Annotated in this window: 21 protein-coding genes and 4 pseudogenes; 13 read left to right on the top strand and 12 right to left on the bottom strand. The window is 71.1% G+C overall.

Annotated features, from left to right (window positions below):
• Positions 1-204: 204 nt before the first annotated feature.
• The 4 genes from AC6F7H_RS30685 to AC6F7H_RS30670 all read left to right on the top strand — a co-directional run bounded on the left by AC6F7H_RS30685 (position 205) and on the right by AC6F7H_RS30670 (position 4,073).
• Positions 205-810, top strand: a complete 606-nt coding sequence (locus AC6F7H_RS30685) for a sulfite oxidase-like oxidoreductase (protein WP_500760847.1) — start codon at positions 205-207, stop codon at positions 808-810.
• A 73-nt stretch (positions 811-883) separates the two neighbouring features.
• Positions 884-1,603, top strand: coding sequence for a ferredoxin reductase (locus AC6F7H_RS30680; RefSeq protein ID WP_500762148.1), 720 nt, complete (start codon positions 884-886; stop codon positions 1,601-1,603).
• A 190-nt stretch (positions 1,604-1,793) separates the two neighbouring features.
• Positions 1,794-2,762: an acetylxylan esterase gene (locus AC6F7H_RS30675; protein ID WP_500760844.1), complete on the top strand. Its 969-nt coding sequence runs from the start codon at positions 1,794-1,796 to the stop codon at positions 2,760-2,762.
• A 243-nt stretch (positions 2,763-3,005) separates the two neighbouring features.
• Positions 3,006-4,073, top strand: coding sequence for a right-handed parallel beta-helix repeat-containing protein (locus AC6F7H_RS30670; protein WP_500760842.1), 1,068 nt, complete (start codon positions 3,006-3,008; stop codon positions 4,071-4,073).
• Between the two features lie 204 nt (positions 4,074-4,277).
• On the opposite strand, the gene AC6F7H_RS30665 is transcribed toward AC6F7H_RS30670, so the two are convergent.
• Positions 4,278-5,969, bottom strand: a complete 1,692-nt coding sequence (locus AC6F7H_RS30665) for a multicopper oxidase family protein (protein WP_500760840.1) — start codon at positions 5,967-5,969, stop codon at positions 4,278-4,280.
• Positions 5,970-6,342: 373 nt separating this feature from the next.
• Entirely contained in the window at positions 6,343-7,071 is a 729-nt protein-coding gene (locus AC6F7H_RS30660) for a class I SAM-dependent methyltransferase (RefSeq protein WP_500760838.1), read from the bottom strand.
• Positions 7,072-7,159: 88 nt separating this feature from the next.
• On the opposite strand from AC6F7H_RS30660, the gene AC6F7H_RS30655 reads away from it, so the two are divergent.
• The 3 genes from AC6F7H_RS30655 (at position 7,160) to AC6F7H_RS30645 (ending at position 10,423) form a co-directional block, all read left to right on the top strand.
• The gene (locus AC6F7H_RS30655) at positions 7,160-7,558 is read left to right on the top strand and encodes a nuclear transport factor 2 family protein (RefSeq protein WP_500760836.1); all 399 of its coding nucleotides are present in this window, start codon (positions 7,160-7,162) and stop codon (positions 7,556-7,558) included.
• A 439-nt stretch (positions 7,559-7,997) separates the two neighbouring features.
• Positions 7,998-9,149 (top strand): transcription termination factor Rho, encoded by a 1,152-nt coding sequence (gene rho / locus AC6F7H_RS30650; RefSeq protein WP_500760834.1) that lies wholly within the window; start codon positions 7,998-8,000, stop codon positions 9,147-9,149.
• A gap of 83 nt (positions 9,150-9,232) precedes the next feature.
• Positions 9,233-10,423: a D-alanyl-D-alanine carboxypeptidase family protein gene (locus AC6F7H_RS30645; RefSeq protein ID WP_500760832.1), complete on the top strand. Its 1,191-nt coding sequence runs from the start codon at positions 9,233-9,235 to the stop codon at positions 10,421-10,423.
• A gap of 21 nt (positions 10,424-10,444) precedes the next feature.
• On the opposite strand, the gene AC6F7H_RS30640 is transcribed toward AC6F7H_RS30645, so the two are convergent.
• Both AC6F7H_RS30640 and AC6F7H_RS30635 read right to left on the bottom strand, forming a co-directional pair.
• Positions 10,445-11,461 (bottom strand): asparaginase, encoded by a 1,017-nt coding sequence (locus AC6F7H_RS30640; RefSeq protein WP_500760830.1) that lies wholly within the window; start codon positions 11,459-11,461, stop codon positions 10,445-10,447.
• Between the two features lie 23 nt (positions 11,462-11,484).
• Positions 11,485-12,222, bottom strand: coding sequence for a FadR/GntR family transcriptional regulator (locus AC6F7H_RS30635; RefSeq protein WP_500760827.1), 738 nt, complete (start codon positions 12,220-12,222; stop codon positions 11,485-11,487).
• Positions 12,223-12,356: 134 nt separating this feature from the next.
• Between AC6F7H_RS30635 and AC6F7H_RS30630 the strand changes: the two genes are divergently transcribed.
• Entirely contained in the window at positions 12,357-13,403 is a 1,047-nt protein-coding gene (locus AC6F7H_RS30630) for a fatty acid desaturase family protein (RefSeq protein ID WP_500760825.1), read from the top strand.
• 48 nt (positions 13,404-13,451) lie between these two features.
• Here AC6F7H_RS30630 and crcB read toward each other — a convergent pair whose 3' ends face one another.
• The 6 genes and pseudogenes from crcB to AC6F7H_RS30600 form a co-directional block, all read right to left on the bottom strand.
• Positions 13,452-13,826, bottom strand: a complete 375-nt coding sequence (gene crcB / locus AC6F7H_RS30625; RefSeq protein WP_500760822.1) for a fluoride efflux transporter CrcB — start codon at positions 13,824-13,826, stop codon at positions 13,452-13,454.
• Positions 13,823-14,209 carry a DUF190 domain-containing protein gene (locus tag AC6F7H_RS30620; RefSeq protein WP_500760819.1) on the bottom strand — a complete coding sequence of 129 codons (387 nt, stop codon included), beginning with the start codon at positions 14,207-14,209 and terminating at the stop codon, positions 13,823-13,825. The genes crcB and AC6F7H_RS30620 overlap by 4 nt, the downstream gene beginning before the upstream one ends.
• The gene (locus tag AC6F7H_RS30615) at positions 14,206-14,652 is read right to left on the bottom strand and encodes a fluoride efflux transporter FluC (RefSeq protein ID WP_500760816.1); all 447 of its coding nucleotides are present in this window, start codon (positions 14,650-14,652) and stop codon (positions 14,206-14,208) included. Before AC6F7H_RS30615 ends, AC6F7H_RS30620 begins: the two co-directional genes overlap by 4 nt.
• 166 nt (positions 14,653-14,818) lie before the next feature.
• Positions 14,819-15,115, bottom strand: coding sequence for an ArsR/SmtB family transcription factor (locus AC6F7H_RS30610; protein WP_500760813.1), 297 nt, complete (start codon positions 15,113-15,115; stop codon positions 14,819-14,821).
• Positions 15,116-15,344: 229 nt separating this feature from the next.
• Positions 15,345-15,574: pseudogene (locus AC6F7H_RS30605) on the bottom strand (arabinogalactan endo-1,4-beta-galactosidase); the annotation flags it as partial.
• Positions 15,575-15,655: 81 nt separating this feature from the next.
• On the bottom strand, positions 15,656-16,897 hold the full coding sequence (locus AC6F7H_RS30600) for an IS110 family RNA-guided transposase (protein ID WP_500754954.1): 1,242 nt from the start codon (positions 16,895-16,897) through the stop codon (positions 15,656-15,658).
• Between the two features lie 488 nt (positions 16,898-17,385).
• Here AC6F7H_RS30600 and AC6F7H_RS30595 point away from each other — a divergent pair.
• The 4 genes and pseudogenes from AC6F7H_RS30595 to AC6F7H_RS30580 all read left to right on the top strand — a co-directional run bounded on the left by AC6F7H_RS30595 (position 17,386) and on the right by AC6F7H_RS30580 (position 19,507).
• Positions 17,386-18,366, top strand: a pseudogene (locus AC6F7H_RS30595) (LacI family DNA-binding transcriptional regulator).
• Between the two features lie 70 nt (positions 18,367-18,436).
• Complete coding sequence (locus AC6F7H_RS30590) at positions 18,437-18,826, top strand: MarR family winged helix-turn-helix transcriptional regulator (RefSeq protein ID WP_500760810.1); 390 nt, start codon at positions 18,437-18,439, stop codon at positions 18,824-18,826.
• 106 nt (positions 18,827-18,932) lie between these two features.
• Positions 18,933-19,268, top strand: a pseudogene (locus AC6F7H_RS30585) (IS982 family transposase); the annotation flags it as partial.
• A 20-nt stretch (positions 19,269-19,288) separates the two neighbouring features.
• Entirely contained in the window at positions 19,289-19,507 is a 219-nt protein-coding gene (locus AC6F7H_RS30580) for a hypothetical protein (protein WP_500760808.1), read from the top strand.
• Between the two features lie 126 nt (positions 19,508-19,633).
• On the opposite strand, the gene AC6F7H_RS30575 is transcribed toward AC6F7H_RS30580, so the two are convergent.
• Complete coding sequence (locus tag AC6F7H_RS30575) at positions 19,634-21,052, bottom strand: sugar porter family MFS transporter (protein WP_500760805.1); 1,419 nt, start codon at positions 21,050-21,052, stop codon at positions 19,634-19,636.
• A 253-nt stretch (positions 21,053-21,305) separates the two neighbouring features.
• On the opposite strand from AC6F7H_RS30575, the pseudogene AC6F7H_RS30570 reads away from it, so the two are divergent.
• Positions 21,306-21,715: pseudogene (locus AC6F7H_RS30570) on the top strand (IS982 family transposase); the annotation flags it as partial.
• Between the two features lie 20 nt (positions 21,716-21,735).
• Here the strand turns inward: AC6F7H_RS30570 and AC6F7H_RS30565 are convergent.
• Positions 21,736-22,140, bottom strand: coding sequence for an SseB family protein (locus tag AC6F7H_RS30565; RefSeq protein ID WP_279337404.1), 405 nt, complete (start codon positions 22,138-22,140; stop codon positions 21,736-21,738).
• Between the last annotated feature and the right edge of the window lie 40 nt (positions 22,141-22,180).

Genomic DNA, 22,180 nt, shown 5'->3' with positions numbered 1-22,180 from the left:
TACCCGACGACGCTGCCGGTCACACGGCGTTTTCCGTACGGCGCGGTGCACACGGCGCGGCGGGACCAAGGCCGGTGGGGCGGCCGGGGACCGGCAGGCGAGATCGGTGTACGGGTGTTCTCCGGCACCCCGTACGGTTGAAGCCGGAAACACCGGAAACACCAGAAACATCTGAGCACCACTCGCAACGGAATCGCCGATCACGTGAACATCACCCGCGGCTTCACCGGCCGCCCCCGCGTGGACCATCCCGGCCTGCCGCCCGGCCAGTACGACGCGGGCGACGAATGGCCCGTGCTGTCCGCCGAGGTCACCCCCGACCTCGCACCCGCCGACTGGACGTTCCGGATCGACGGGCTGGTGGCCGAGCCCCGTACGTGGGACTGGGAGCAGGCGCACACCCTGCCGGCCTCGGCGTACGAGGGCGCGATCCACTGTGTGACGGGCTGGTCGAAGTTCGGGGTGCGGTTCGGCGGCGTCTCCCTGGACACCTTCATGGATCTCGTCCGGCCCGACGGGTCCGCCACCCATGCCGTCGCCTACTCGCACACCGGCTACACGGCGAACCTGCCGCTCGCCGACCTGACCGGCGGGCGTGCCTGGATCGTCCGGGAGTACGACGGCCGGCCGATCCCGCCCGAGCACGGCGGCCCGGCCCGGCTGATCGTGCCGCACCTGTACTTCTGGAAGAGCGTCAAGTGGATCGCGGGCCTGCGGATCCTCGACCACGACGAGCCGGGTTTCTGGGAGGGCAACGGCTACCACGCGCGCGGCAATCCCTGGGAGGAGCAGCGGTACTCCGGTGACTGAGCGACTGACACTGCCACGAGGGCCGAACGATCCGGCTCCGCCCGCCCGGTTCGCCCCGCCGACACGGTTCGCCGTGCCCGGACGCATCGGCGTGAGCGAGCAGACGGCCTCGGTGTGGCGAACGGCGACACTGACCGGGATCCACCGTGAGACCCCGCGCGCCGCGACTTTCCGCTTCGCCGTGCCCGGCTGGCCGGGACACGTGCCGGGTCAGCACCTGCTGCTGCGGCTGACCGCCGAGGACGGCTACGTGGCTCAGCGCCACTACTCGATCGCGTCCGCACCGGACGGCTCCGGGCACATCGAGCTGACCCTGGACCATGTGGCGGGCGGCGAGGTCTCGGGCTGGTTCCACTCGGTGGCCCGGCCCGGCGACCGGGTCGAGGTGCGCGGCCCGCTGAGCGGCTTCTTCGCCTGGCCGGGCGACCGGCCCGCGCTGCTGCTGGGAGCCGGCTCGGGTGTGGTCCCGCTGATGTCGATGGTGCGGCACCACAGGGCCCGGGGCCTGTCACTGCCCCTGCGACTGCTGGTGTCGGCGCGCAGCCCCGAGGAGCTGATCTACCGGGGTGAGCTCGGCGCGGAGACCCTGCCCGTGTTCACCCGGAGCGCGCCGGAGGGCGTGACCGTGGGACGTATGACGGTCGCACATGTGGCGCCGCTCCTGTCCGACGCTCCCGAGGACGGGTGGGAAGCCTATGTGTGCGGTTCCAACTCCTTTGCCGAGCACGCCTCCAGGCTGCTTGTCGCGGCCGGCCAGCCCGTGGACCGGATCCGTATCGAGCGCTTCGGCTGATCCGCGCCGCGCCGGGGCCACCGCCGGACGGCGGCCCCACCGGGCACAAGCGCTTTCTGCGCTCTTCACCTGTGTGTCTCTGCTCTCGCATCGGGCGCGGACGGAGTCCCGCACGTGCTCTGGCGACTGCTCCCGCGGCCCACGTACGGTGTGATCGCTTCGTACTGTCTCCGTACAAAGGCGGTCCCTCATGGCCCTGTTCGACCTAGCGCTCGACGAACTGCGCGAGTACCGGAGCGCGTCCACGGCCCCGGAGGACTTCGACGCGTTCTGGTCCAAGACGCTCGCGGAGGCACGCGAGCACGACCTGGACGTCCGCTTCGAGCCGGTCGACACGGGCCTGTCCACGGTGCGGGTCCTCGATGTGACGTTCGCCGGTTTCGGGGGCCACCCGGTCAAGGGCTGGCTGACGCTGCCCGCCGGGGCCGAGGAACCGCTGCCGCTGATCGTGCAGTTCATCGGCTACGGCGGGGGCCGCGGTCTGCCCCACGAGCATCTGCTGTGGGCGTCCACGGGCCGGGCGCACTTCGTGATGGACACCCGCGGCCAGGGCAGCGCCTGGGGCGCCGGCGGTGGTACGGCGGACCCGGTGGGCGGCGCGCCGGCGTACCCCGGGTTCATGACGCGCGGCATCGACGCGCCCGAGAACTACTACTACCGCCGGGTGTTCACGGACGCGGTGCGCGCGGTGGAGGCGGCCCGCGCGCACCCGCTGGCCGATGCGGCCCGTACCGCGGCCGTCGGCGCGAGTCAGGGCGGCGGAGTCGCCCTCGCGGTGGGCGGCCTGGTACCGGACCTGGCGGCCGTCGCCCCGGACGTGCCGTTCCTGTGTGACTTCCCGCGTGCCGCGACGCTCACCGACCGGCATCCGTACCGGGAGATCGGTCTCTTCCTCAGGACGCACCGGGGCCGCACCGAGGAAGCCCTGCGCACCCTGTCCTACTTCGACGGCGTGCACTTCGCTGCCCGCGGCCGTGTCCCGGCGCTGTTCTCGGTGGCCCTCGAGGACCAGACCTGCCCGCCCTCGACGGTCTTCGCGGCCTTCAACGCCTGGACGCACGACGACAAGTCCATCGAGGTGTACGACTTCAACGACCACGAGGGCGGCGGCCCCTTCCAGGAGGCGGCCATGCTCCGCTGGATGCGCTCGTACGTCTGACCCCGCGAAAGCGCGGGGCCGGCACTCCGGCGACGTTTCGCCGTCCGGCCTGGTCGGATGGCGAAACGCCGCCGGAGCACCGGGTTCGAACCGCATTCGACCATGATCCCTGCCCCCGCCGCGCCCCTGTTCCGGCCGGGCAGTCGGCGACGGAACCGGCGAACAGGCCCGATCGGCTCCTTTCTGTATCCATATGGTCGCCAAGAGTGGCGACACCGCGGGGGCGCCCATAACGTCGGGATCATGAGGAAATACCAAGTCACGTGCCTTAGTTGCGCCATCGCGCCCCTCGTCGTCGGCATGGGCGCCCTCGCGCCGGCCGCCTCCGCCCGCAGCGGATCCGAGCAACTGGTCCGTCCGGACCAGTCCATCCAGGAGGCCGTTGACGCGGCCGCCCCCGGAGCCACCATCGTCCTGACGCGGGGCACCTACCGCGGAAGCGTCACGCTCACCAAGCCGCTGACCCTCCGGGGCGCGGGCGAGCAGACCGTGATCGTGCCCGGAAAGGACGAGGAGGCCGAGAGCGCGTGTGCCAAGGCGGGGGACGGCATCTGTGTCACCGGCACGGACGACCACCCCGTCACCGGGGCACGGATCCAGTCGCTGACCGTCAAAGGGTTCAAGAGGAACGGTGTCTCGGCCACGCGCACCGACCAGCTGGAGGTCCGCCGGGTGACCGCCCGGGACAACGGTCAGTGGGGCATCGCGCAGGATCGTTCCACCCGCGCCTCGTTCCGCTACAACACCGCGAGCGGCAACGGCGACGCCGGGCTCTACACCGCCAACGTGTTCGAGGCCGACGCGGAGAGCAAGACCCTCGACTCCCGTGGCACGGTGATCAGCGGCAACCGCCTGACGGGCAACCGGATCGGCATGACCACCCGTCGGCTCAGGAACCTCACCGTCGAGCACAACGTCGTCACCGGGAACTGCGCGGGTGTCTTCGTCGTGCTGCCGCGCACGGTGGGCGACCTGGCCATCCGCCGCAACGCGGTCTACGAGAACAACGAGTACTGCCCCGCCGCCGAGCGCCTGCCCCACCTCCAGGGGGTCGGCATCGTCCTTGTCGGTACGGAGAAGGTACTGGTGACGCAGAACTCGGTCCACGACAACGTGGGTGACTCTCCGTACTCCGGCGGGATCGTCGTGTTCGGCAGCATGGACGGCGTCCCCAACGAGCAGAACACCGTCCGCGACAACCTCGTACTGGGCAACGGTCCGGCGGACCTGGTCACCCGGGACGAGAAGGGGAAGGACAACAAGTTCGTCAACAACGTCTGCCAGGTGTCCGAACCGGCCGGCGCCTGCTGACCGGTTGGTCAGCCTCTCCCGCCCAGCGGGGGAACCCCACGCCGAGCGGACGTGACGGCATGCGTGCGGCACGGCGCCCGGAACGGCGAAAGGGCCGGCTCGGAGGAGAAACCCCTCCTCCGAGCCGGCCCTTTCGCCGTCAGCAGGTTCTGCCACAGGCTTCGCCCGGTGACGCGGCATCCCCCCGACGGGGCAGCCGCGTGGCTACTGGTAGCCGAGCGTCGTCATCATTCCGGACTCCGAGTGGTAGATGTTGTGACAGTGCAGCATCCACAGCCCTGGATTTTCCGCGTCGAAATCGGCTACCAGCTTGTGGTGCGGCAGCACCACGGACGTGTCCTTGCGGGCGCCGGGGGAGTCGGTGCCGGCCAGGCCGTAGGTGTGGCCGTGCAGATGGACGGGATGCCACATGTCCGTGCCGTTGAAGACGACCAACCGCACCCGCTCACCACGTTCGATCTTGTGAATGCGGTTCGGCGAATAGGGCCGGTGGTCGATGCCCCAGTCGAATTTCTTCATACTGCCGGTCAGGACGAGTTTGATCTGACGGTCGGGTTCACGCCGGTCCAGGGCCGCGGATTCGTGCGGCTGCAGCCGCCCGGCCGAAACCAGCACGTTCCGGTTCAGCTCCCTCGGACGCGCGGACGGCTTCGGCGCAGCGCCGCTGCCCGCGCGCAGGACGGCCATCGCCGATCCGCCTTTCCCCTCGGCGAGCGCGGTGAACGGGAAGACCCCGCTCTTCACGGTGACGAGCACGTCGTACCGCTCGGCCATGCCCAGGAGCAGCGAGTCGACCTTGTGGTGCTGTACGGGAAAGCCGTCGCTGTGGGTGACGGTGAGCTGGTGGTCCCCGAGCGCCACCCGGAACGCCGTCTCAGCGGCCGCGTTGATGATGCGCAGCCGGATGCGTTCGCCGGGCTTGGCCTTGAACTGCGTGGGGTCGACCGAAGTCCGCCCGTTGATCAGGTAGTACGGGTAGTCGACGTTGCCCGCGTGACCGCCGAGCAGTCTGCTGACGGCTCTCTTCATCACCCGGTAGGTGCCTTTACCGCCGTGCGGTGGCTCCGAAGGGTCGTCGTCCCCGTGACCCGGCGCATAGGCCAGGGGCGGCCCGTGCCCGACGTCGATCCCTCCCCGGGGGCGGGAAGGCGGGTCGTCACGCTCTTGCCCGCCGTGCCCCGAGCCGTGCCCCATTGCGGGTTTGCCCTTGCGGAGCTGCGCGAACACGTCCTCCGGGGTCGAGCCGTTCACCCCGTCGAGCCAGTCGTCGAGCACGATGACCCACTCCCGGTCGTAGGAGAGGGGCTCATGGGGGTCCTCCACGATCAGTGGCGCATAGAGACCTCTGTCGATCTGCACGCCCAGGTGCGGGTGGAGCCAGTACGTGCCGGGGTCCGGAGCCTGGAACTGGTACGTGAACGATTTGCCCGTGGTGATCGGCCGCTGCGTCACGTGCGGCACGCCGTCCATGTCGTTGGGCACGGCGATGCCGTGCCAGTGGACCGTGGTGGCTTCCGGCAGATGGTTGTTCAGGGTCAGTTTGAGCGTTTCCCCTGCGGTGATACGGACCTCGCGGCCTGGCAGCTCGTCACCGTAGGTCCACGTCCTGACGGTCTGCCCACCCCCCAGGTCGACCGTGCTGGGAGTGGCCGTGAGGGTCAGTCCCCGTGCCGACCGTTCGGAGCTCGGAGTCTCTGCGGGCGGTGCCTGCGTGCCGTCCCGCGGAGGGGCGGAACGCGCGGGCTCGGCGCCCGGAGCACCATCGATGCGGTTGCGGTCCGGTGCGCCGTCCGAGCAGGCGGCGAGCAGGCCGGATCCCACGGCGGCGATCCCGGCACCGAGTACGGCGCGGCGGGGTTGAGGAGAAGTCTGACGGTTGCGTTCCTGGCTGAACATGGCCCTCCGGTCGGTCGCACACGCACCCACCCCTGCCCAGAAGGGCCTCGAGTGGGGGTGGACGCAGCACGACCCAGCATGGGGCACAACGCCCGAAACATCCGGTACATCAAGAATCGTCGCCGATGTCGATCCGAGGTTCTCCCGCCGCGCGGGGGAGGCTGATTGGCTGGTCAGGGCGGGGTGACGTGGTTTCAGGTTCACCGGTTCGGCCGCTGCCTGGTCGGCGTAGCGTTTCTGCTCGACAAGGCCGACCAGGGTGCGCCCGCGCCGACCCGGGTCGGTGTGCCGTCCCGCTGCGTTCCCCACCGCCAGGCCGTTGGCCAGGACACGTACGGAAGTCCGGCTGAAGTGCCGAGGAGGCGCGCTCCGGCTACTCCTCGGGCCGCTGGGCGACGACCAGGCGGGCCCGGGGGCTGCCGTCCGGCCGCTGTCCGAAATCGGGCAGCGGGTGGAGTTCGACCCGGAATCCGGCCCGGTCCAGCTCGCGCCGGAGGTCGCCGAAGTGGAGGGCGCGGTAGTACATGACGAACGGCGGGCGCCACACCGCGTTGCGCACCCGCATCACCGCGTCGAAGCCCACCAGCATCCAGTACGCGAGTGAGCCCGGCCGGGGCGGAGCGACCACCGGGAAGGCGAACCGTCCCCCCGGCCGCAGCACGCGGTGGACCTGGGCGAACAGCTCCGGCAGCTCGTGCGGCAGGAAGTGGCCGAACGCCCCGAAGCTCACCACCAGATCGAAGGCGGGCCCGAACGGCAGCGCCCGCGCGTCCGCCCGCACATGACCGGCCGGCGGTCCCCCGGGCCGGGTCCGCTCGCGCGCGACGGCGAGCATGCCCGCGCTGAAGTCCACGCCGGTGACGCTTCGACGGCACACCCGCGCCAGTACGTCCATGCCCGCACCGGTGCCGCAGCACAGATCGAGCCCCGTGTCGAACGGCCCCAGCCTCCGCAGCGTCCCGGCGGTGGCGTCGAGCACCGAGTCGGGCGTACGGAAAGGGGTGTGGTCGAACTTCGGCGCGAGGAGGTCGTAGCCGCGCTCCACGGACGACAACGCCTGGACGGCGAGTTCCCGCAGACGCGGGCCTTCGGGGCTGAACATCGGATCAGCCTAGACCCAGGCGTGGCCCGAAGGGCCGAGGAGCTAGCCTCGTGCGCACCTGTGCGATCCCTTGATGTGAGGAGCTGTGATGCGGGCATTCCGCGAGGCTGTCGAGGCGCACGACATGGACGCCGCCGAAGCACTGCTGGCCGAGGACGTCGTCTTCACCAGCCCGGTCGTCTTCAAGCCCTACACCGGCAAGCCGATCACGGCGGCGATCCTGCGCACGGTGGCGGAGGTCTTCGAGGACTTCCGGTACCTCCGGGAGATCAACGACGTGAACGGCCGTGACCACGCGCTCGTCTTCTCCGCGCGGGTGGGTGACCGCGAGATCGAGGGCTGCGACTTCATCCATGTCGACGACGACGGCCGTATCGACGAATTCACCGTGATGGTGCGCCCTTTGTCCGGCGCGCAGGCACTCGCGTCCGCCATGGGCGCGCAGTTCGAGAAAATCGCGCGTGAGGAGCGGGACCGCTTGGCCTGAGCACACTCGGGAACGGCGGAGCACCGCCCGACCGCCCGACCGCCTTCGCCCCAGGGCCCGCCGACCGTCCCGGCGGGCCCTTCTCCGGCTCGTACGCCGTCGCCCTCGACCGCGCTCTCGCGCCCCGTGGTACCTTGGCGGCAGCACTCGTTCAGCGCCTCCACGCACACCGCAGGCGTCGGTGCCGTTTCCTCTCTTTCTTCTTTCGTTCTTCTCTGTTTTTTCACCGGTTCATCGGTCCGCCGATCCGCCCGTCGTTTCCGACCGGCCGTCCGGCTTTCCACACCACCTCGTGAGCAGGGCTTCATCGCCACGGCCGAGGTGCTGTTCCCCGCGGCCCGGGGTTGCAGACGCACCCTCCGGCACGGTTCCCCCTTTCCTTCGTATGTCCGTTCCGCCGCATGTTCTTCCCCCGCCGTCCACGAAAGGTCCGACCTCCGTGACCACCACCGCACTCCCCCGCCCCTCCGTCCACCAGCAGCCCCGGCCCGTCAGCGGTGTCCTCGACATCGACGCGGCCGGGAAGGCGCAGCTGCGGGCCGGCACCTGCCTGCCCTCCCCGTCCGACCCCGACGTCTCCCCCGCGCTGGTCCGCCGGCACGGCCTGCGCAAGGGCGATCACGTCGAGGGGCTGCGCGGCGACCGGCGCGGTCTCACCGAGGTCGCCCGGGTCAACGGCCGTACGCCCGACGCGCTGCGCCACCGGCCGCACTTCGGGGACCTGACGCCGCTTCACCCGCGGGAGCGGCTGCGTCTGGAGCACCCCGCGTCCGGTCCGGCCGGGCGCCTCGTCGATCTGCTCGCGCCCGTCGGCAAGGGGCAGCGCGGTCTGCTCGTGGCCCCGCCGAAGACCGGCAAGACCGTTCTGATCCAGCAGCTCGCGGCGGCCGTGGCGGGCAACCACCCCGAGTGCCGGCTGATGGTCGTACTGCTCGACGAGCGTCCCGAGGAGGTCACCGACATGCGGCGCTCGGTGCGCGGCGAGGTGTACGCCTCGACCTTCGACCGGCCCGCGAAACAGCACATCGCTCTTGCCGAGCTGGTGATCGAGCGGGCCAAACGGCTGGTCGAGGCGGGCGAGGACGTCGTCGTCCTGCTCGACTCGCTGACCCGGCTCTGCCGGGCGTACAACAACGCCGCGCCCTCCGGTGGCCGCACCATGAGCGGCGGTGTCGACACGTCCGCGCTGATCGGGCCGAAGCGGTTCTTCGGCGCCGCCCGCAAGGCGGAGGAAGGCGGCTCGCTCACGATTCTCGCCTCGGCCCTGGTGGAGACCGGCTCCCGCGCCGACGAGTTCTACTTCGAGGAGCTCAAGGGCACCGGCAACATGGAGCTCCGGCTGAGCCGCGAAGCGGCCTCCCGCCGGCTGTTCCCGGCCGTCGACATCGTCCCGTCCGGCACCCGTCGTGAGGAACTGCTGCTCACTCCGGAGGAGTTGACGGCCGCGCGCGGCCTGCGGCGGGTTCTGCGGCCCCGGGACGGGCAGGCGGCCGGCCTGGAAACCCTGCTGGAGCGAATGCGGGAGACCCCCGACAACGCGACCTTCCTCCGGCGCGTCCGGCCGACCCTGCCCGGTGGCCGGCCGACGTAACGACATGCGGCATCCGGGTGCTCGCGAAGGGCCTCCGGCCCGGTCACCACGGCCCTCCAGGGTTCCATTCCTACGTTTGCGGTATGGCTATCGGATTTGCTTCACGGGCTGCCGTGTCCACCTGCGCCCTCTGCACGGCGGGCCTGCTGGCGCTCGCACCCGCCGCGGCGACCGCCGGTACGCGTCCGAACCCCACGCCGCAGGCCGGCTCCGGAGCACGCGCCGCGCCGGACTCACTGCTGTACCGCTCCGGCACACAGGTGCGCCCGCACGCCGAAGCACCCGAGGTCCCGGAGCTGTCCGCCCGATCGTGGCTGGTGGCCGACGCCGACTCCGGTGAGGTGCTCGCGGCGCACGACGCGCACCGCAGGCTGCCGCCCGCCAGCACGCTGAAGACCCTGTTCGCCCTCACCGTGCTGCCCGTCCTGCCGGGCGGCCTCCGGCACACCGTCAGTGAGGAGGAGCTTGCGGACATCGGCCCCGGCAGCAGCCTCGTCGGGGTCGCCGAGGACCGCACCTACCGGATCTCCGACCTGTGGAACGGGGTCTTCCTCAGCTCCGGCAACGACGCCGTGCACGTCCTGGCCGCGCTCAACGGCGGCTGGCGGGTCACCGCCGAGCGGATGCAGGAAAAGGCCCGCGCCCTGGGCGCCCACGACACCTGGGTGAAGTCGCCCGACGGTTACGACGCTCCCGGCCAGGTGTCCTCGGCGTTCGACCTGGCGGTCTTCGGCCGGGCCGGACTGCACAGCCCCGACTTCGCACGGTACTGCTCCCGCGTGGAGGCGCCGTTCCCCGGCCGTGACGGCGGATCGTACGGAATCCTCAACACCAACCGGCTGCTCACCGGCGCCAAAGGCGTGGATCGCTACCCCGGCCTCGTCGGGATCAAGAACGGCTACACCAGCAATGCCGGCAACACCCTCGTGGCGGCCGCCCGCAGGGACGGGCACACCCTCGTGGCCACGGTCCTCAACCCCCGGTCGGGCGGCGGACACACCGTGTACGAGGAGGCACGCGCGCTGCTGGACTGGGGGTTCGAGGCGTCCGGCCGGGTCGATCCGGTGGGGTCGCTGGACGCCCTGCGGGCCACGTCGCTGCCGGGACCCCGGGGCCGGCCCGCGGCCGGTCCGACCCCGACTTCGGCCCCCGAGGTACGGGAGGCCGAGCAGGGGCGGTCGGTGGCGTGGACGATCACGTGCACCGCGCTGCTGGGCGCGGCGGGCGTGGCTCTGTTCCTGCGGCTCAGGTGGGGTCCGGCCGTACCGGGGTGATTCCCCGCCCGCGCGGACCGCTCACCGCGCACCGGACCGGTCGAGCGGGGCGAGCGCGGGTGCGAGGCGGACGTCGCCGACCGGGCGGCCGCCGCCGAGCAGCGGTTCGCCCGCGAATCCGGTGAGCAGGGCCGGGTCGACACCGGCCCGGGCGAGGGCGGCGGCGGTCACCGGGACACGTGCCCGGCCTGCGCCGTCGGAGATCTTCACGGCCACGGCACGGCCATCGGGCAGGGCCGCGACCTGGACGCCCTCGTAGCCGTCCTTGGCGAGCAGCCCGGGGACGGCCCGCATCAGGGCGGCGACGTCCCGGCCGGAGCCGGAGGCCATCTCGGGGTGTTCCCGCATCGCGTCGGCGACCCGGGCCTCGGGGGTGCCGGGCGCGGCGGTGATGACGCGGGCGGCGGCACGGGCGAGTCCGTGCAGGGAGACGGCGAACAGGGGCGCGCCGCAGCCGTCGACGGTCACCCGGGCGACGCGCTGCCCGGTGAGCTCCTCGACGCTCGCGGCGATCGCCCGCTGGAGGGGGTGGGCGGGGTCGAGGTAGTCGTCGAGGGACCAGCCGTTGAGCTTCGCGGTGAGCAGCATGGCGGCGTGCTTGCCGGAGCAGTTCTGGGCGAGCCGGGAGGGCGGGCGGCCGTCGCGCACCCAGGCGTCCCGGACGGCCGGGCCGAGCGGCAGGTCCGGGACGTTGCGCAGGTGGTCCTCGGTGATTCCGGCGCCCGCGAGGACGCGCCGGACACCGGCGAGGTGGCGTTCCTCGCCGGAGTGGCTGGCCGCGGCGAGGGAGAGCAGTTCACCGTCGAGCGGCAGCCCGGCGCGCACCATAGCGACGGTCTGGACGGGCTTGAGCGCGGAGCGCGGGTAGCAGGCGGCCTCGATGTCGCCGAGCCGGAGCCGGACCTCGCCGTCGGCGCCGAGGACGACGACGGAACCGTAGTGGACGCCCTCGACGACCCCGCCGCGGACGAGGTGGGCGACGGGTGCGTGGAGGGGTTCGCGGACCGGGGGTGCGGCTGCGGAGAGAGGGATGTTCATCAGGATCGGTCTTCCGTGGTGGTTCAGGATCGGTCTTCCGTGGTGGTGTCCGTGGGAGTGTGCACGCCCGGCGGGCGGACGATGGCGGCGAGAGTCGTCTCGACGCGGTCGAGATGGTGGGACATCGCCGCGAGGGCGTCGTCCTCGGAGCCGTCGGTCAGCGCCTCCACGATCGCCCGGTGCTCGCGGTTGGAGTGCTCGCGCCGGCCCCCCAACTGGTTCAGGAAGGCGGACTGGCGGGCCAGCGCGTCCCGGATCTCCTCGATGACCCGGCGGAACACGGGGTTCTGGGTGGACTCGGCCACGGCGAGGTGGAAAAGAGTGTCCATGGCGACCCACGCCGTGGTGTCGGTCTCCCGGTCCATCCGGTCCAGCAGGTGGTTCAGCAGGTCGAGGTTCTCGGGGGTGCGCCGCCGGGCCGCGTACCGGGCGACCGGGAGCTCGACGTGGCGGCGCACTTCCAGCAGGTCACCGGCCGCGTAGTCGCCGAACGTGGGCTCTCCCACCGCATCGGCCACGACGAAGGTTCCCTTGCCGGTCCGGGACACGGTCAGGCCCATGGTCTGCAGTGCCCGCAGGGCCTCGCGCAGCACCGGCCGGGAGACCCCGAGGGTGCGGCACAGCTCCGCCTCGGAGGGGAGTTTGTCGCCGATCGCGTACGCGCCCCGCTCGATGGCGTCGCGAAGGTGGGAGAGAACCGCTTCCATCGCGCTCACGCGCCGCGGCCCTGACCCACCTGTCTGGCTGTCTGACAGGTTCACTGAAGTGATCCTGCGGGCGAACACGGGGGCTGTCAAGCGGGGGCGGCCCGGTGTTCGCGGTGGGGTTACCCACCCCCTCGTTCCGGGGGTCGACCTCATTCTGCGGCCGGGCAACCGTTCACATACTCAAGTGCATGGCCAACCCGACGGTGCTCACCGGAACCCCGCCCACACGCGACCGCGAGAAGGGGAGCGACTTCGCCGAACTGTCGCGGCGCATAGCCGCAGAAGGGCTGCTCAGGCGCCGCCCGCTCTACTACACCCTGCGCTTCGGGGCCCTGGCCCTCGCACTCGCGGGAGGTGTGACCGCCTTCCTCCTCCTGGGCGACAGCTGGAGCCAACTGCTCGTCGCGACGGCCCTGTCCGTGGTCTTCGGGCAGCTCGCACTCGCCGCGCACGACCTGGCACACCGCCAGGTGTTCTCCCGTCGGCGCCCCAGCGAAGCCGGTGGTCTGCTGGTGGCCGACGTGCTGCTGGGCATGAGCTACGGCTGGTGGATGAACAAGCACACCCGCCACCACGCGAATCCCAACCACGAGCAGAAGGACCCGGATGTCGCCCCCGACCTCCTGGTCTGGTCACGACGCCAGGCGAGCCGGGCCCAGGGCATCGCGCGGTTCATCGGAAAGCACCAGGCGGCGTTGTTCCTTCCGATGCTGACGCTGGAGGGCCTCAATCTGAGTTTCAGCAGCTTCAAGGCGCTGCGCAGCCCCTCGGTGAAGCGGCCGGTGCTGGAGGGGACGCTGCTCGTCGCCCACTTCGCCGTGTACTTCGGTGGCCTGTTCACGGTGCTCTCCCCCGGCAAGGCGCTCGCTTTCCTCGCCGTCCACCAGGGTCTGTTCGGGATCTACCTCGGCTCGGTGTTCGCCCCCAACCACAAGGGCATGCCGATGATCGAGGAGGGGACGCGCCTGGACTTCCTGCGCCGTCAGGTCCTCACCTCCCGCAACGTCAGGGGCGGTGTGTTCGTCGACGTCTTCATGGGCGGGTTGAACCACCAGATCGAGCACCATCTCTTCCCCAGCATGCCGACGCCCGCCCTCGGCCGGGCCCAGGTCATCACCGAGCGGTACTGCGCGGAACTGGGCATCCCGTACTGCCGGACAGGGCTGTTCGCCTCGTACGGCACGGCGCTGCGCCACCTCAGGAGCGTGGGGGAACCACTGCGCGAGGCCCACTGAGGGGGCTGCGGCTCGCACGCGCGGCGGCGGAAGCGGCCGGGGCGTCCGTCACGCCCACAGCGCGTCGGCCAGGGCCGCGCCGGCGAACGCCGCACCCAGGCCGGCCGCGACGCTCGCCACGACGTTCACGGCGGCATAGCGGACGGCCCCCGCCTCGGCTAGGCGGAGGGTCTCGTAGGAGAAGGTGGAGTACGTGGTCAGGGCGCCGCACAGACCTGTTCCGAGCAGCAGCTGGAGGTACGAACTCGCGGCGCCCTCCGCCGCCGCGCCGGTGAGCAGGCCGAGCGTCAGACAGCCGGCCACGTTCACCGTGAAGGTCCCCCAGGGGAACACCGAGTCGTACCGGGACTGCACCGCGCGGTCGGTGAGGTAGCGCAGGGGCGCCCCGATGACGGCGCCGAGGACGACCAGCAGCCAGTTCACGGCCTTTCGCCCTTCGTCCCGGGAGCGGCGGGCGGGCCGGGAGGGCGTTCGTGGCCCGGGTACCGGACCACTTCGCAGGCGTCGAGGGTCACCAGGCCCTCGGTGACGAGCGCGTCGAGCTCGGGCAGGAAGGCCCGTACCCGCTCCTCGGTGTCGACGACGACGACCGCCACCGGCAGGTCCTCGCTCAGGGACAGCAGCCGGGATGTGTGGACGAGCGAGGAGGCGCCGAATCCCTCGATGCCGCGGAAGACGCTGGCGCCCGCCAGTCCCGCCGCGTGGGCCCGGTGGACGATCTCCGAGTAGAGCGGCCGGTGGTGCCAGGTGTCGTTCTCGCCGATGAACACGGTCAGGCGCAGCGCACTGCCGGTCAGCCCTGTCATGGCTGCCTCCTGTTCAGAACGCGACGGGTCACGGACGCGGCCGCCCACACGGCGCCGAGCGCCGCGAGCGGGGTGACGGCGAGGTAGGTGAGGGCGAGGCCGCGGCTGCCGCCGTCGAACAGGTTCCGGCCGTCGACGGCGTAGGTCGAGAAGGTCGTGAAACCGCCGAGGACTCCGGTGCCGAAGAACGGGCGGACCAGGGGGTGGGCGGTACGGACCTCGGTGATGATCACCATGAACACGCCGATCACGGCGCAGCCGGTGATGTTGACCCCCAGGGTCGTCCAGGGAAACCCGTCCGCCGGTGTCGGCCACCACAGGGAGGCCGCGTACCGGGCGGTGGCGCCCGCTCCCCCGCCGAGGGCGACCACTGCGACGACGGGAGCGGTGGCACGCCGGGCGGGGCGGCGTCCGCGGAGAACCTCGGTGGGCGGGGCTGTCACGGGCGTACGTCTCCTACTCGTCGAGCGGCCCGGACGTGCGGGCGCGCGCCTCCACAAGTAGGGACCGTTGGCGGCGTGCCGCGGTTCGGGTACGGCGGGCCCCACCGCCGCGCCACGAGACGTGCTCGCGGCCGAAGGCCACCCTAACGCCTGGGGTGCGAGAGGGTCACTTCACGCTGCCGTGGCCGTCGCGCGGTGGCGTGCGCCACCAGCCCTTCTCGAACACCGCCGCGACCTCGGCGATCCGTACCTCGTCGCGCCGGTAGTACGGGCGGCCGGCGACGTGGCTGGTGCGCAGCAGGCCGATGGCCGTGAGCAGCCGGAGGTGGCCGAGGGCCACGGGGTGGGGCATGCCGAACCGGGCGGCGACGGCTTCCGCGGTGACGCCGTGTGTGGCGTGGCCGGGCTCTCTCAGCCACGTCAGGATGCGCAGTCGGGTCCTGTCGGCGGGAGTCCTCAGCATGCCGTCCACCTCCGCCCCGGCGTCCTCTCCGGGCACGTCCACTGTCCCGCGACCGGAGCCCCCGTGTCATGCGCTCCGGCACCTTGTCCGAGAGTCGGCCCACCCTGGCCACAAGGCGGTGGAACAGCACATCGCCTCGAGGGAACGGGCCCGGCCGCACAGGCACCGTGCGTGCGGCCGGGCCCCGCCGCGACTCAGGAACTCACGGACTCACCGGTGGCGGAACCACGCCGCCGCGGCCGCCGGGCTCGGTGTACGAGGCGCCGGTGTCGCCTTACTCGGAGTACTCGGAGTACTCGACCAGCCGTCGGGGACGGCCACGCCTGAACCGTCGGCCTCGAAGCCGCCGTCGGTGAGCGTGCTCGCCGCGGTCGCGGTCCGGGCGGGGAGTGCGGTGAGGGAGAGTCCCGCGGTGAGCGGCAGCAGCAGGGCCCGAAGGGTGCGTCTGGGATGGACCACGGGTGTTCGTCGTCCCTTCCGACCTGGGGCCGGGAGCCCCATTGCGGGGCCACGAAGAAGACATCCGATGCGGAAGATCTGTCAAGCGGCCTCGGTGAGTTGAACGTCTGACGGGACGGGGAAGGCGACGGTTTCGCTGTAGCAGACGCGGTGGGTCAGGCAGTGGTGGAGGCAGCCGATCATGCGGTTGAACAGGTTGCGCTGGGCGGAGGTATGGCGGTCTCCGGCCTCGCGGCGGCGGTCGTAGTGGGCTCGGGCGCCATCGGAGTGGGACATGGCGGCGAAGGCCCACATGTAGCCGGCAGCCGCCAGCCGCTGGTTCTTGACCCGGCGGGCCAGGACAGCAACGCTCTTGCCCGAGGCCCTGGTGATCGGGGCTGATCCGGCGTAGGCCTTCAGGCCGCGTGCGTCGGTGAACCGGGATCGGTCGTCGCCGATCTCGGCGAACACCCGGGCGCCGCTGAGAGCGCCGAGCCCTGGGAAGCTGGTGATGATCTCGGCGTCCGGGTGCTTCTCAAAAGACTCCACCGCGGCCTGTGCGAGGTCGTCGGCGCTGGCGCAGGCGGCCTCCAACTGCCGCAATAGCGCGAGTGTCTGGTGTCCCATCGCCTGCTCGACCAGGGGAAGTTGTCGCATCTGGGACAGGCGAAGCGCGGTGTGGAGACGGTCGGCCTCGGCGTCGAGGGTGTTCTTTCGGCCGGCCTTCTTCAGCAGGGACCGTAGCTGGGCGCGGGTGAGATGGGCGGCCCGTTCAGGGGTGGGGGCGGCAGCCAGCAGGGTGCGAGCGATGGGGTGGCACACGCCCTCGCGGCGGATGCCCACCGCGGCGAGGAAGCCGGGGAAGTACTCGTGCAGGTGCGAGGTGAGCTTGTTGGCGGCCTGGGTGCGGTCCCACACCGCGTCCTGCTGGGCGCGGGCGAGGACCGCGATGGCCTGGGCGAGTTCGGTGTCGGCGGGCAGTCGGCGGTGGGCGGCGGCGTCCGTGCGCAGGATGTTGGCCAGCACCATCGCGTCGAGGTGGTCGGACTTCTTGCGGGAGACCGCGTGACGGTCGCGGTAGCGGGCGGCGGCCATCGGGTTGATTGCGTAGACGGGGCGGCCGGTCGCGCGCAGGCAGGCGACCAGCAGGCCCCGGGAGGTCTCGATGGCCACCGGGATCGGGTCCTCGGCGGTGTCGCCGTGCTCGGTAAGGAGCTGCAACAGCTCGGCGAGCCCTTCGGCGGTGTCGTCGATCCGGGTTTTGGCCCGTAACGTTCCGGTGTCGTCGACAACGGTCACGTCGTGGTGGTCGCTGGCCCAGTCGATGCCGCAGAACACCTTCACAGTGCTTCACGTCCTCTCGATCGAGTCGCATATCGTGGCTGGTCACAGCCGTGTGGGGCACGCGTCTCCCTAATGGAAGGGCTCGATGGCCCGTCATCCGATTAGCCGTTCGTGACCCCAGCGACCCGCACGGTCCTCGGTCTTGGGAGGAACTCGGCGGCTCCCGAATACGGAAGAGGTGCTCCCTGCGGGTGGCTCGGACCACAAGCGTCAACGGTCTGATCATGTGCTCGGTCACGGTGCCGGTGCCGGTGCTCGCCGCTCTTTTTCGAGGGTTCACATCCGGGTAACGGGAAGGCGTCGCACCAACATCGGCCTCCAGCCCTACGGCCGGGAGGCTGGGGGGAAGACGGCGACGGACGACCGAATCTCATCACAGGGGTCGGGGCCCCTGGTCTACGGTGCGGTTCCCGATATCGCCGTCTGCTCCCCTTCCTCCACCGCCCATTAGGTAACGGGGCAGGCGCAAGCCGCCGACGATCCACGACGTGGCGCGTGAGGCAGGGGTCTCGCGCGGCACCGTCTCACGCGTGCTCAACGGCGGCCACTACGTCAGCCCGGCCGCCGCGGAAGCGGTCAACTCCGCGATCCGGAGAACCGGATACGTGGTGAACCGGCACGCCCGCTCGCTGATCACCGGCCGGTCGGACTCGGTGGGCTTCCCGCTGGCGGAGCCGCAGGAGCGGTTCTTCGAGGACCCCAACTTCAACGTCCTGCCGCGGGGTTGTACGCAGGCACTGGCCGCGCACGACATCCCGCTGCTGCTGATGATCGCCGGGACCCAGGACGAACGGCGGCGCATCGTGCGGTACATCACTGCGGGGCACGTCGACGGGGTGCTGCTGGTGTCCAGTCACTCGGGCGATCCGGTGGCCGAGGAGCTGCGGGCGGCCGGCGTGCCGCTGGTCGCGTGCGGCAAGCCGATCGGGTTGGGCTCCAAGGTGAGTTACGTGGCCGCGGACGACCGGGACGGCGCCCGTGACATGGTGCGTCATCTGCTGGCCCGGGGCCGGCGCAGGGTGGGCGTGGTGACGGAACCGCTCGACACCCCGGGCGGGGTGGAGCGCCTCACCGGGTAACAGGAGGTGCTCGCCGAGGCCGGCATCGAGACCGACGAGCGGCTCATCTTCTCCGGTGACCACAGCCGGGCCAGCGGTGAGGCGGGCGCGGAGCGGCTGCTGACCCGTGCGCCGGACTTGGACGCCGTGTTCGTCGCCTCCGATCTGATGGCGCAGGGGGTGCTGACGGCGCTGCGCCGTGCGGGGCGCCGGGTACCGGAGGACGTGGCGGTCGGCGGCTTCGACGATTCCCCCGCCGCCGTCGCCACCAGCCCCGGCCTCACCACGATCCGCCAGCCCTGGGACCGCATCAGCACCGAGATGGTGCGGGTCCTGCCGGCCCGGATCGGCGGCGAGGACCCGGCCGCGGTGATCCTCCCGACGGAACTGGTGAAGCGCGAGTCGACGTAGCACGCCGTCCCCGGCCTCCCACGGGAGCGCACACGGTCGTTGAAAAACCAACGAGTGCTACCGTTCACCTATGGCAGTTGAGGCGGTGGACTCGCGGCTCGAGGAGCGGTGGCGGGAGATCCTGTCGGTGCACGCGCGCACCCTGGGCGAGATCGACCGCGCGCTGCATCCGTACGGTCTGGGGGCCTCCGACTTCGAGGTGCTCGACATCCTGGCGGCCTCCCCGCCCGCGGAGGGCGAGCAGTGCAGAGTGCAGAACCTGGCCGGGCGGATCCATCTCAGCCAGAGCGCGCTGTCCCGTCTCATCGCCCGGCTGGAGAAGGACGGCCTGGTCGCCCGGAGCGTCTGCGCGGAGGACCGGCGGGGCGTGTACGTGACGCTCACCCGAAAGGGCCGCGACCTGCACGCCGAGGTACTGCCGCTGCAGCGCGCGGCCCTCACCCGCGTGCTGGGCGGATAGCCGCCGCCACACCGGGCGGCCGCGGCGGCGATACGCCTGGACGAGGCTTTCCGAATGCCTGCGGGCATGAAGCGAGGCTGCTCAAGATCCGTTTGCGACGGCGGGCTTGACCACCCTGGTGACCGCACTGGACGTGAAGATCGACGATGACCGGGCCGGGCTCGCCCGGCTGCCGGGCAGGCCACCGGGACCGAGGCACTCCGAGTCGCTGCGCCTGGCCGTCATGCGAGCCCTGCTCGGTTTTCACGGCGCGGCACGTCGGCTGCGGCACGTACGCGCCCCCTGCCGCGGTATGTTCCCGTACGTCCCGCGGAACGTCGGCCGCAACAAGCGCCCACGGGCCGCGCTGTCGCAGGTCAAACGCCTGAACCGGATCCTCACCGAGGAAACCGGCCTCTGGCACGACACCGTGTGGACCTGTGACTCCACGCCAGTGCCCTGCCGGGTGCCCGCTTCCTCCCCGTGCCGGCCGACAGAAATCTGAAGATCGAGGCGGACCAGGTGCCGGTCTTCCTGCGCGAGATCGCCCTGCTGCGCGCCCCTCTCGATCTGATCGCCTTCGGCACCGGGCACCCGCGGACGGCCGAGGAGCACCAGGAGCAGATCCAGCTCCGGCTGCGGATCATCGAGGAAGCCGCTCTGCGAGCCCCGGGGATCGGCGGCGGTGTTCTCATCCGGTGACGTACGGGATGCGGTGGCGTACGAAAACCGCCGCCCCGCTCGGGCAGTGACCGAACGGGGCGGCGGACGGGACGAGGAGAGGGTCGGCGGGGACTTGGGCCCTTCTCCTCGGGACTGCGCCAGGAGTCACCCCATCTCCTCCAGCGCCTTGCCCTTCGTCTCCTTGATGAACTTCAGGACGAACGGGATGGAGAGCGCCGCGAAGAACGTGTAGATCAGATAGGTGCCGGAGAGGTTCCAGTCGGCCAGCGACGGGAAGCTCGCGGTGATCATCCAGTTGGCGATCCACTGGGCGGAGGCGGCCACGCCCAGGGCGGCGGCGCGGATCTTGTTCGGGAACATCTCGCCGAGCAGCACCCAGACGACCACACCCCAGGACAGGGCGAAGAAGAGGACGAAGAGGTGGGCGGCGACCAGGGCGACCAGGCCCTGGGTGGCCGGCAGCTTGCCGTCGACCAACGGGTGCGAGAACGCCCAGGCCTCCAGGGCCAGGCCGACGACCATGCCGGAGGAGCCGATGAGCGCGAGCGGCTTGCGGCCGATGCGGTCCACGAAGATCATCGCGATCACGGTGCCGATGATGTTGATGATCGATGTCGTGAACGAGTAGAGGAACGAGTCCGTCGGGTTGATGCCGACAGACTGCCACAGCGTCGCGGAGTAGTAGAACGCGACGTTGATACCGACGAACTGCTGGAATGCGGACAGGCCGATGCCGATCCAGACGATCCGCTTGAAGAGGAAGCTGCTGCCGAGCAGGTCCTTGAAGGTGGACTTGTGCTCGCGCTTCATGGCGTGCTCGATCTCGGCCACGCGGGCGTCGAGGTCGACGCCCTTGCCCTCGACCTCGGCGAGAACCTCGCGGGCGCGCTCGCGGCGGCCGACGGAGAGCAGGAAGCGCGGGGACTCGGGGATGACGAAGGAGAGCATCCCGTACAGCACGGCCGGGACGACCATCACACCCAGCATGACCTGCCAGGTCTCCAGGCCGATCAGCTTGCCGCGCTGGTCGCCGCCGGCGGCGTGGAGCAGACCCCAGTTGACCAGCTGGGAGGTGGCGATGCCGACGACGATCGCGGCCTGCTGGAAGGAGCCGAGCCGGCCGCGGTAGGCGGGCGGGGCGACCTCGGCGATGTAGGCGGGGCCGATGACCGAGGCCATGCCGATGGCGAAGCCGCCGACGATGCGCCAGAAGGCGAGGTCCCACAGGGCGAAGGGCAGGGCCGAGCCGATGGCGCTGACGGCGAACAGGGCCGCGGCTATCTGCATGCACCGGATACGGCCGATGCGGTCGGCTATGCGGCCCGCGGTCGCGGCGCCGACGGCGCAGCCGATCAGGGCGATGGCGATGACCTGGGCCAGCTCCGCGGATCCGATGCCATAGCGGCTCCGGATGGCCTCGACGGCGCCGTTGATCACGGAGCTGTCGTAGCCGAAGAGGAAACCGCCCATGGCGGCCGACGCCGCAATGAAGATGACGTGCCCGAGATGTTCGGGATGAGCCGTACCGGCTCCTGGCCCGGGGGCCTGCTCTGTGCTGGTCACGTGTACTCCTCGGGCGCACCGGCAACGCTGCCGGAGTGGGGTCAGCCCTTCCAGGTGAAACCTGAAGGAAAAAGCAACGCCGCAGAGACCGTGTCTTCACATGTCGAAGCCAACACCCCTGCTACCGCGAGATTTCACCGCCCGCCGAGTGGGCTTGCGTTCAAATGTTGCATTCAATTACCGGACATGATCCGACTACCCCGAAGTCGTGGAGGCACGCGGGGTCCATGGCACAGGAGTTCCCGGGCAGCGGGCCCCGGCCGGCCCGAAGCTCGATGAGCGCGCGGCCCCGGCGGCGATGCCGGAGGTCGACGCCCCGCCCGTGCGGGAACGGCCCGGCCTGCCGCTGATCACGGACCAGGGGTTCGCGTCCAGGGCCTTTGCGCGGTCTCTGGCCGAGCAGGTCATCACGCTCCTGCGGCCGTCGAGGAGACGCGAGGCCGCCCGCCCCAAAGAGCCGAAGCCCAAGAAGGCCCGCCGGCTGATCGAGTCGGTGCACGACACCCTCACGGGCCGGCTCGCCCGGAACACCCCAGCGGTCGCACCGGCGGGGGCGTGGCGTGCACGTCGCGCGGCGCGTCCTGACGCCGGCCGCCGCGGTCCGGCACGCCTTCCGGCACCGGGCAGGCGGTCAGCCGCTCACTGACCGCCCACGACCACTGAACGTGTTCGGAAAGACCCGTCTAGGGTCGGGCCAGCAGGGTGCGGACTCCCTCGGACGTCAGCGTGAGGCGGTGTTCGGAGCTGCCGTCGATGGTGAGGGACAGCTCGTCGGCCGGCCACTGCGCGGCCAGGGCGCCGAGCGGTACCAGACGGTAGCGGGAGACGAACGGAAGCAGGCCCGACATCTCCAGTTCCGAGGTGAACACGGGCACCACCTGGATGCCGTCCGGCTGTTCCATCACCGGCAGCGCGACGGCGCCGGGGTCGGCGGCCGTCTCGTCGCCCGTGTCGTCGGGCACGGGGATCAGTACGTCACTGTCGGCGAGGGCGTCCAGAGCCGCCGTGTCCTCGGTGTTCTCCGAGAGAGCGTCCAGAGCCCGCTGGGCGGGCGTGGGTCCGTTGTTCTCGTGCGCGGGTGTCTCCATGGCTGTTTCCCTCGTAGCGGTGGTCGTACGGACCGGAGCG

The sequence above is a fragment of the Streptomyces sp. MMS24-W38 genome (assembly GCF_059889265.1).
This window is presented reverse-complemented; position numbering and strand designations above follow the sequence as displayed.

Excerpts from the sequence above, each read along its gene's own strand:
- AC6F7H_RS30675 (WP_500760844.1), top strand. The coding sequence starts at position 1,794 with ATGGCCCTGTTCGACCTAGCGCTCGACGAACTGCGCGAGTACCGGAGC.
- AC6F7H_RS30670 (WP_500760842.1), top strand. The coding sequence starts at position 3,006 with ATGAGGAAATACCAAGTCACGTGCCTTAGTTGCGCCATCGCGCCCCTC.
- AC6F7H_RS30665 (WP_500760840.1), bottom strand. The coding sequence starts at position 5,969 with ATGTTCAGCCAGGAACGCAACCGTCAGACTTCTCCTCAACCCCGCCGC.
- AC6F7H_RS30660 (WP_500760838.1), bottom strand. The coding sequence starts at position 7,071 with ATGTTCAGCCCCGAAGGCCCGCGTCTGCGGGAACTCGCCGTCCAGGCG.
- AC6F7H_RS30655 (WP_500760836.1), top strand. The coding sequence starts at position 7,160 with ATGCGGGCATTCCGCGAGGCTGTCGAGGCGCACGACATGGACGCCGCC.
- AC6F7H_RS30645 (WP_500760832.1), top strand. The coding sequence starts at position 9,233 with ATGGCTATCGGATTTGCTTCACGGGCTGCCGTGTCCACCTGCGCCCTC.
- AC6F7H_RS30640 (WP_500760830.1), bottom strand. The coding sequence starts at position 11,461 with ATGAACATCCCTCTCTCCGCAGCCGCACCCCCGGTCCGCGAACCCCTC.
- AC6F7H_RS30630 (WP_500760825.1), top strand. The coding sequence starts at position 12,357 with ATGGCCAACCCGACGGTGCTCACCGGAACCCCGCCCACACGCGACCGC.
- AC6F7H_RS30620 (WP_500760819.1), bottom strand. The coding sequence starts at position 14,209 with ATGACAGGGCTGACCGGCAGTGCGCTGCGCCTGACCGTGTTCATCGGC.
- AC6F7H_RS30610 (WP_500760813.1), bottom strand. The coding sequence starts at position 15,115 with ATGCTGAGGACTCCCGCCGACAGGACCCGACTGCGCATCCTGACGTGG.
- AC6F7H_RS30590 (WP_500760810.1), top strand. The coding sequence starts at position 18,437 with ATGGCAGTTGAGGCGGTGGACTCGCGGCTCGAGGAGCGGTGGCGGGAG.
- AC6F7H_RS30565 (WP_279337404.1), bottom strand. The coding sequence starts at position 22,140 with ATGGAGACACCCGCGCACGAGAACAACGGACCCACGCCCGCCCAGCGG.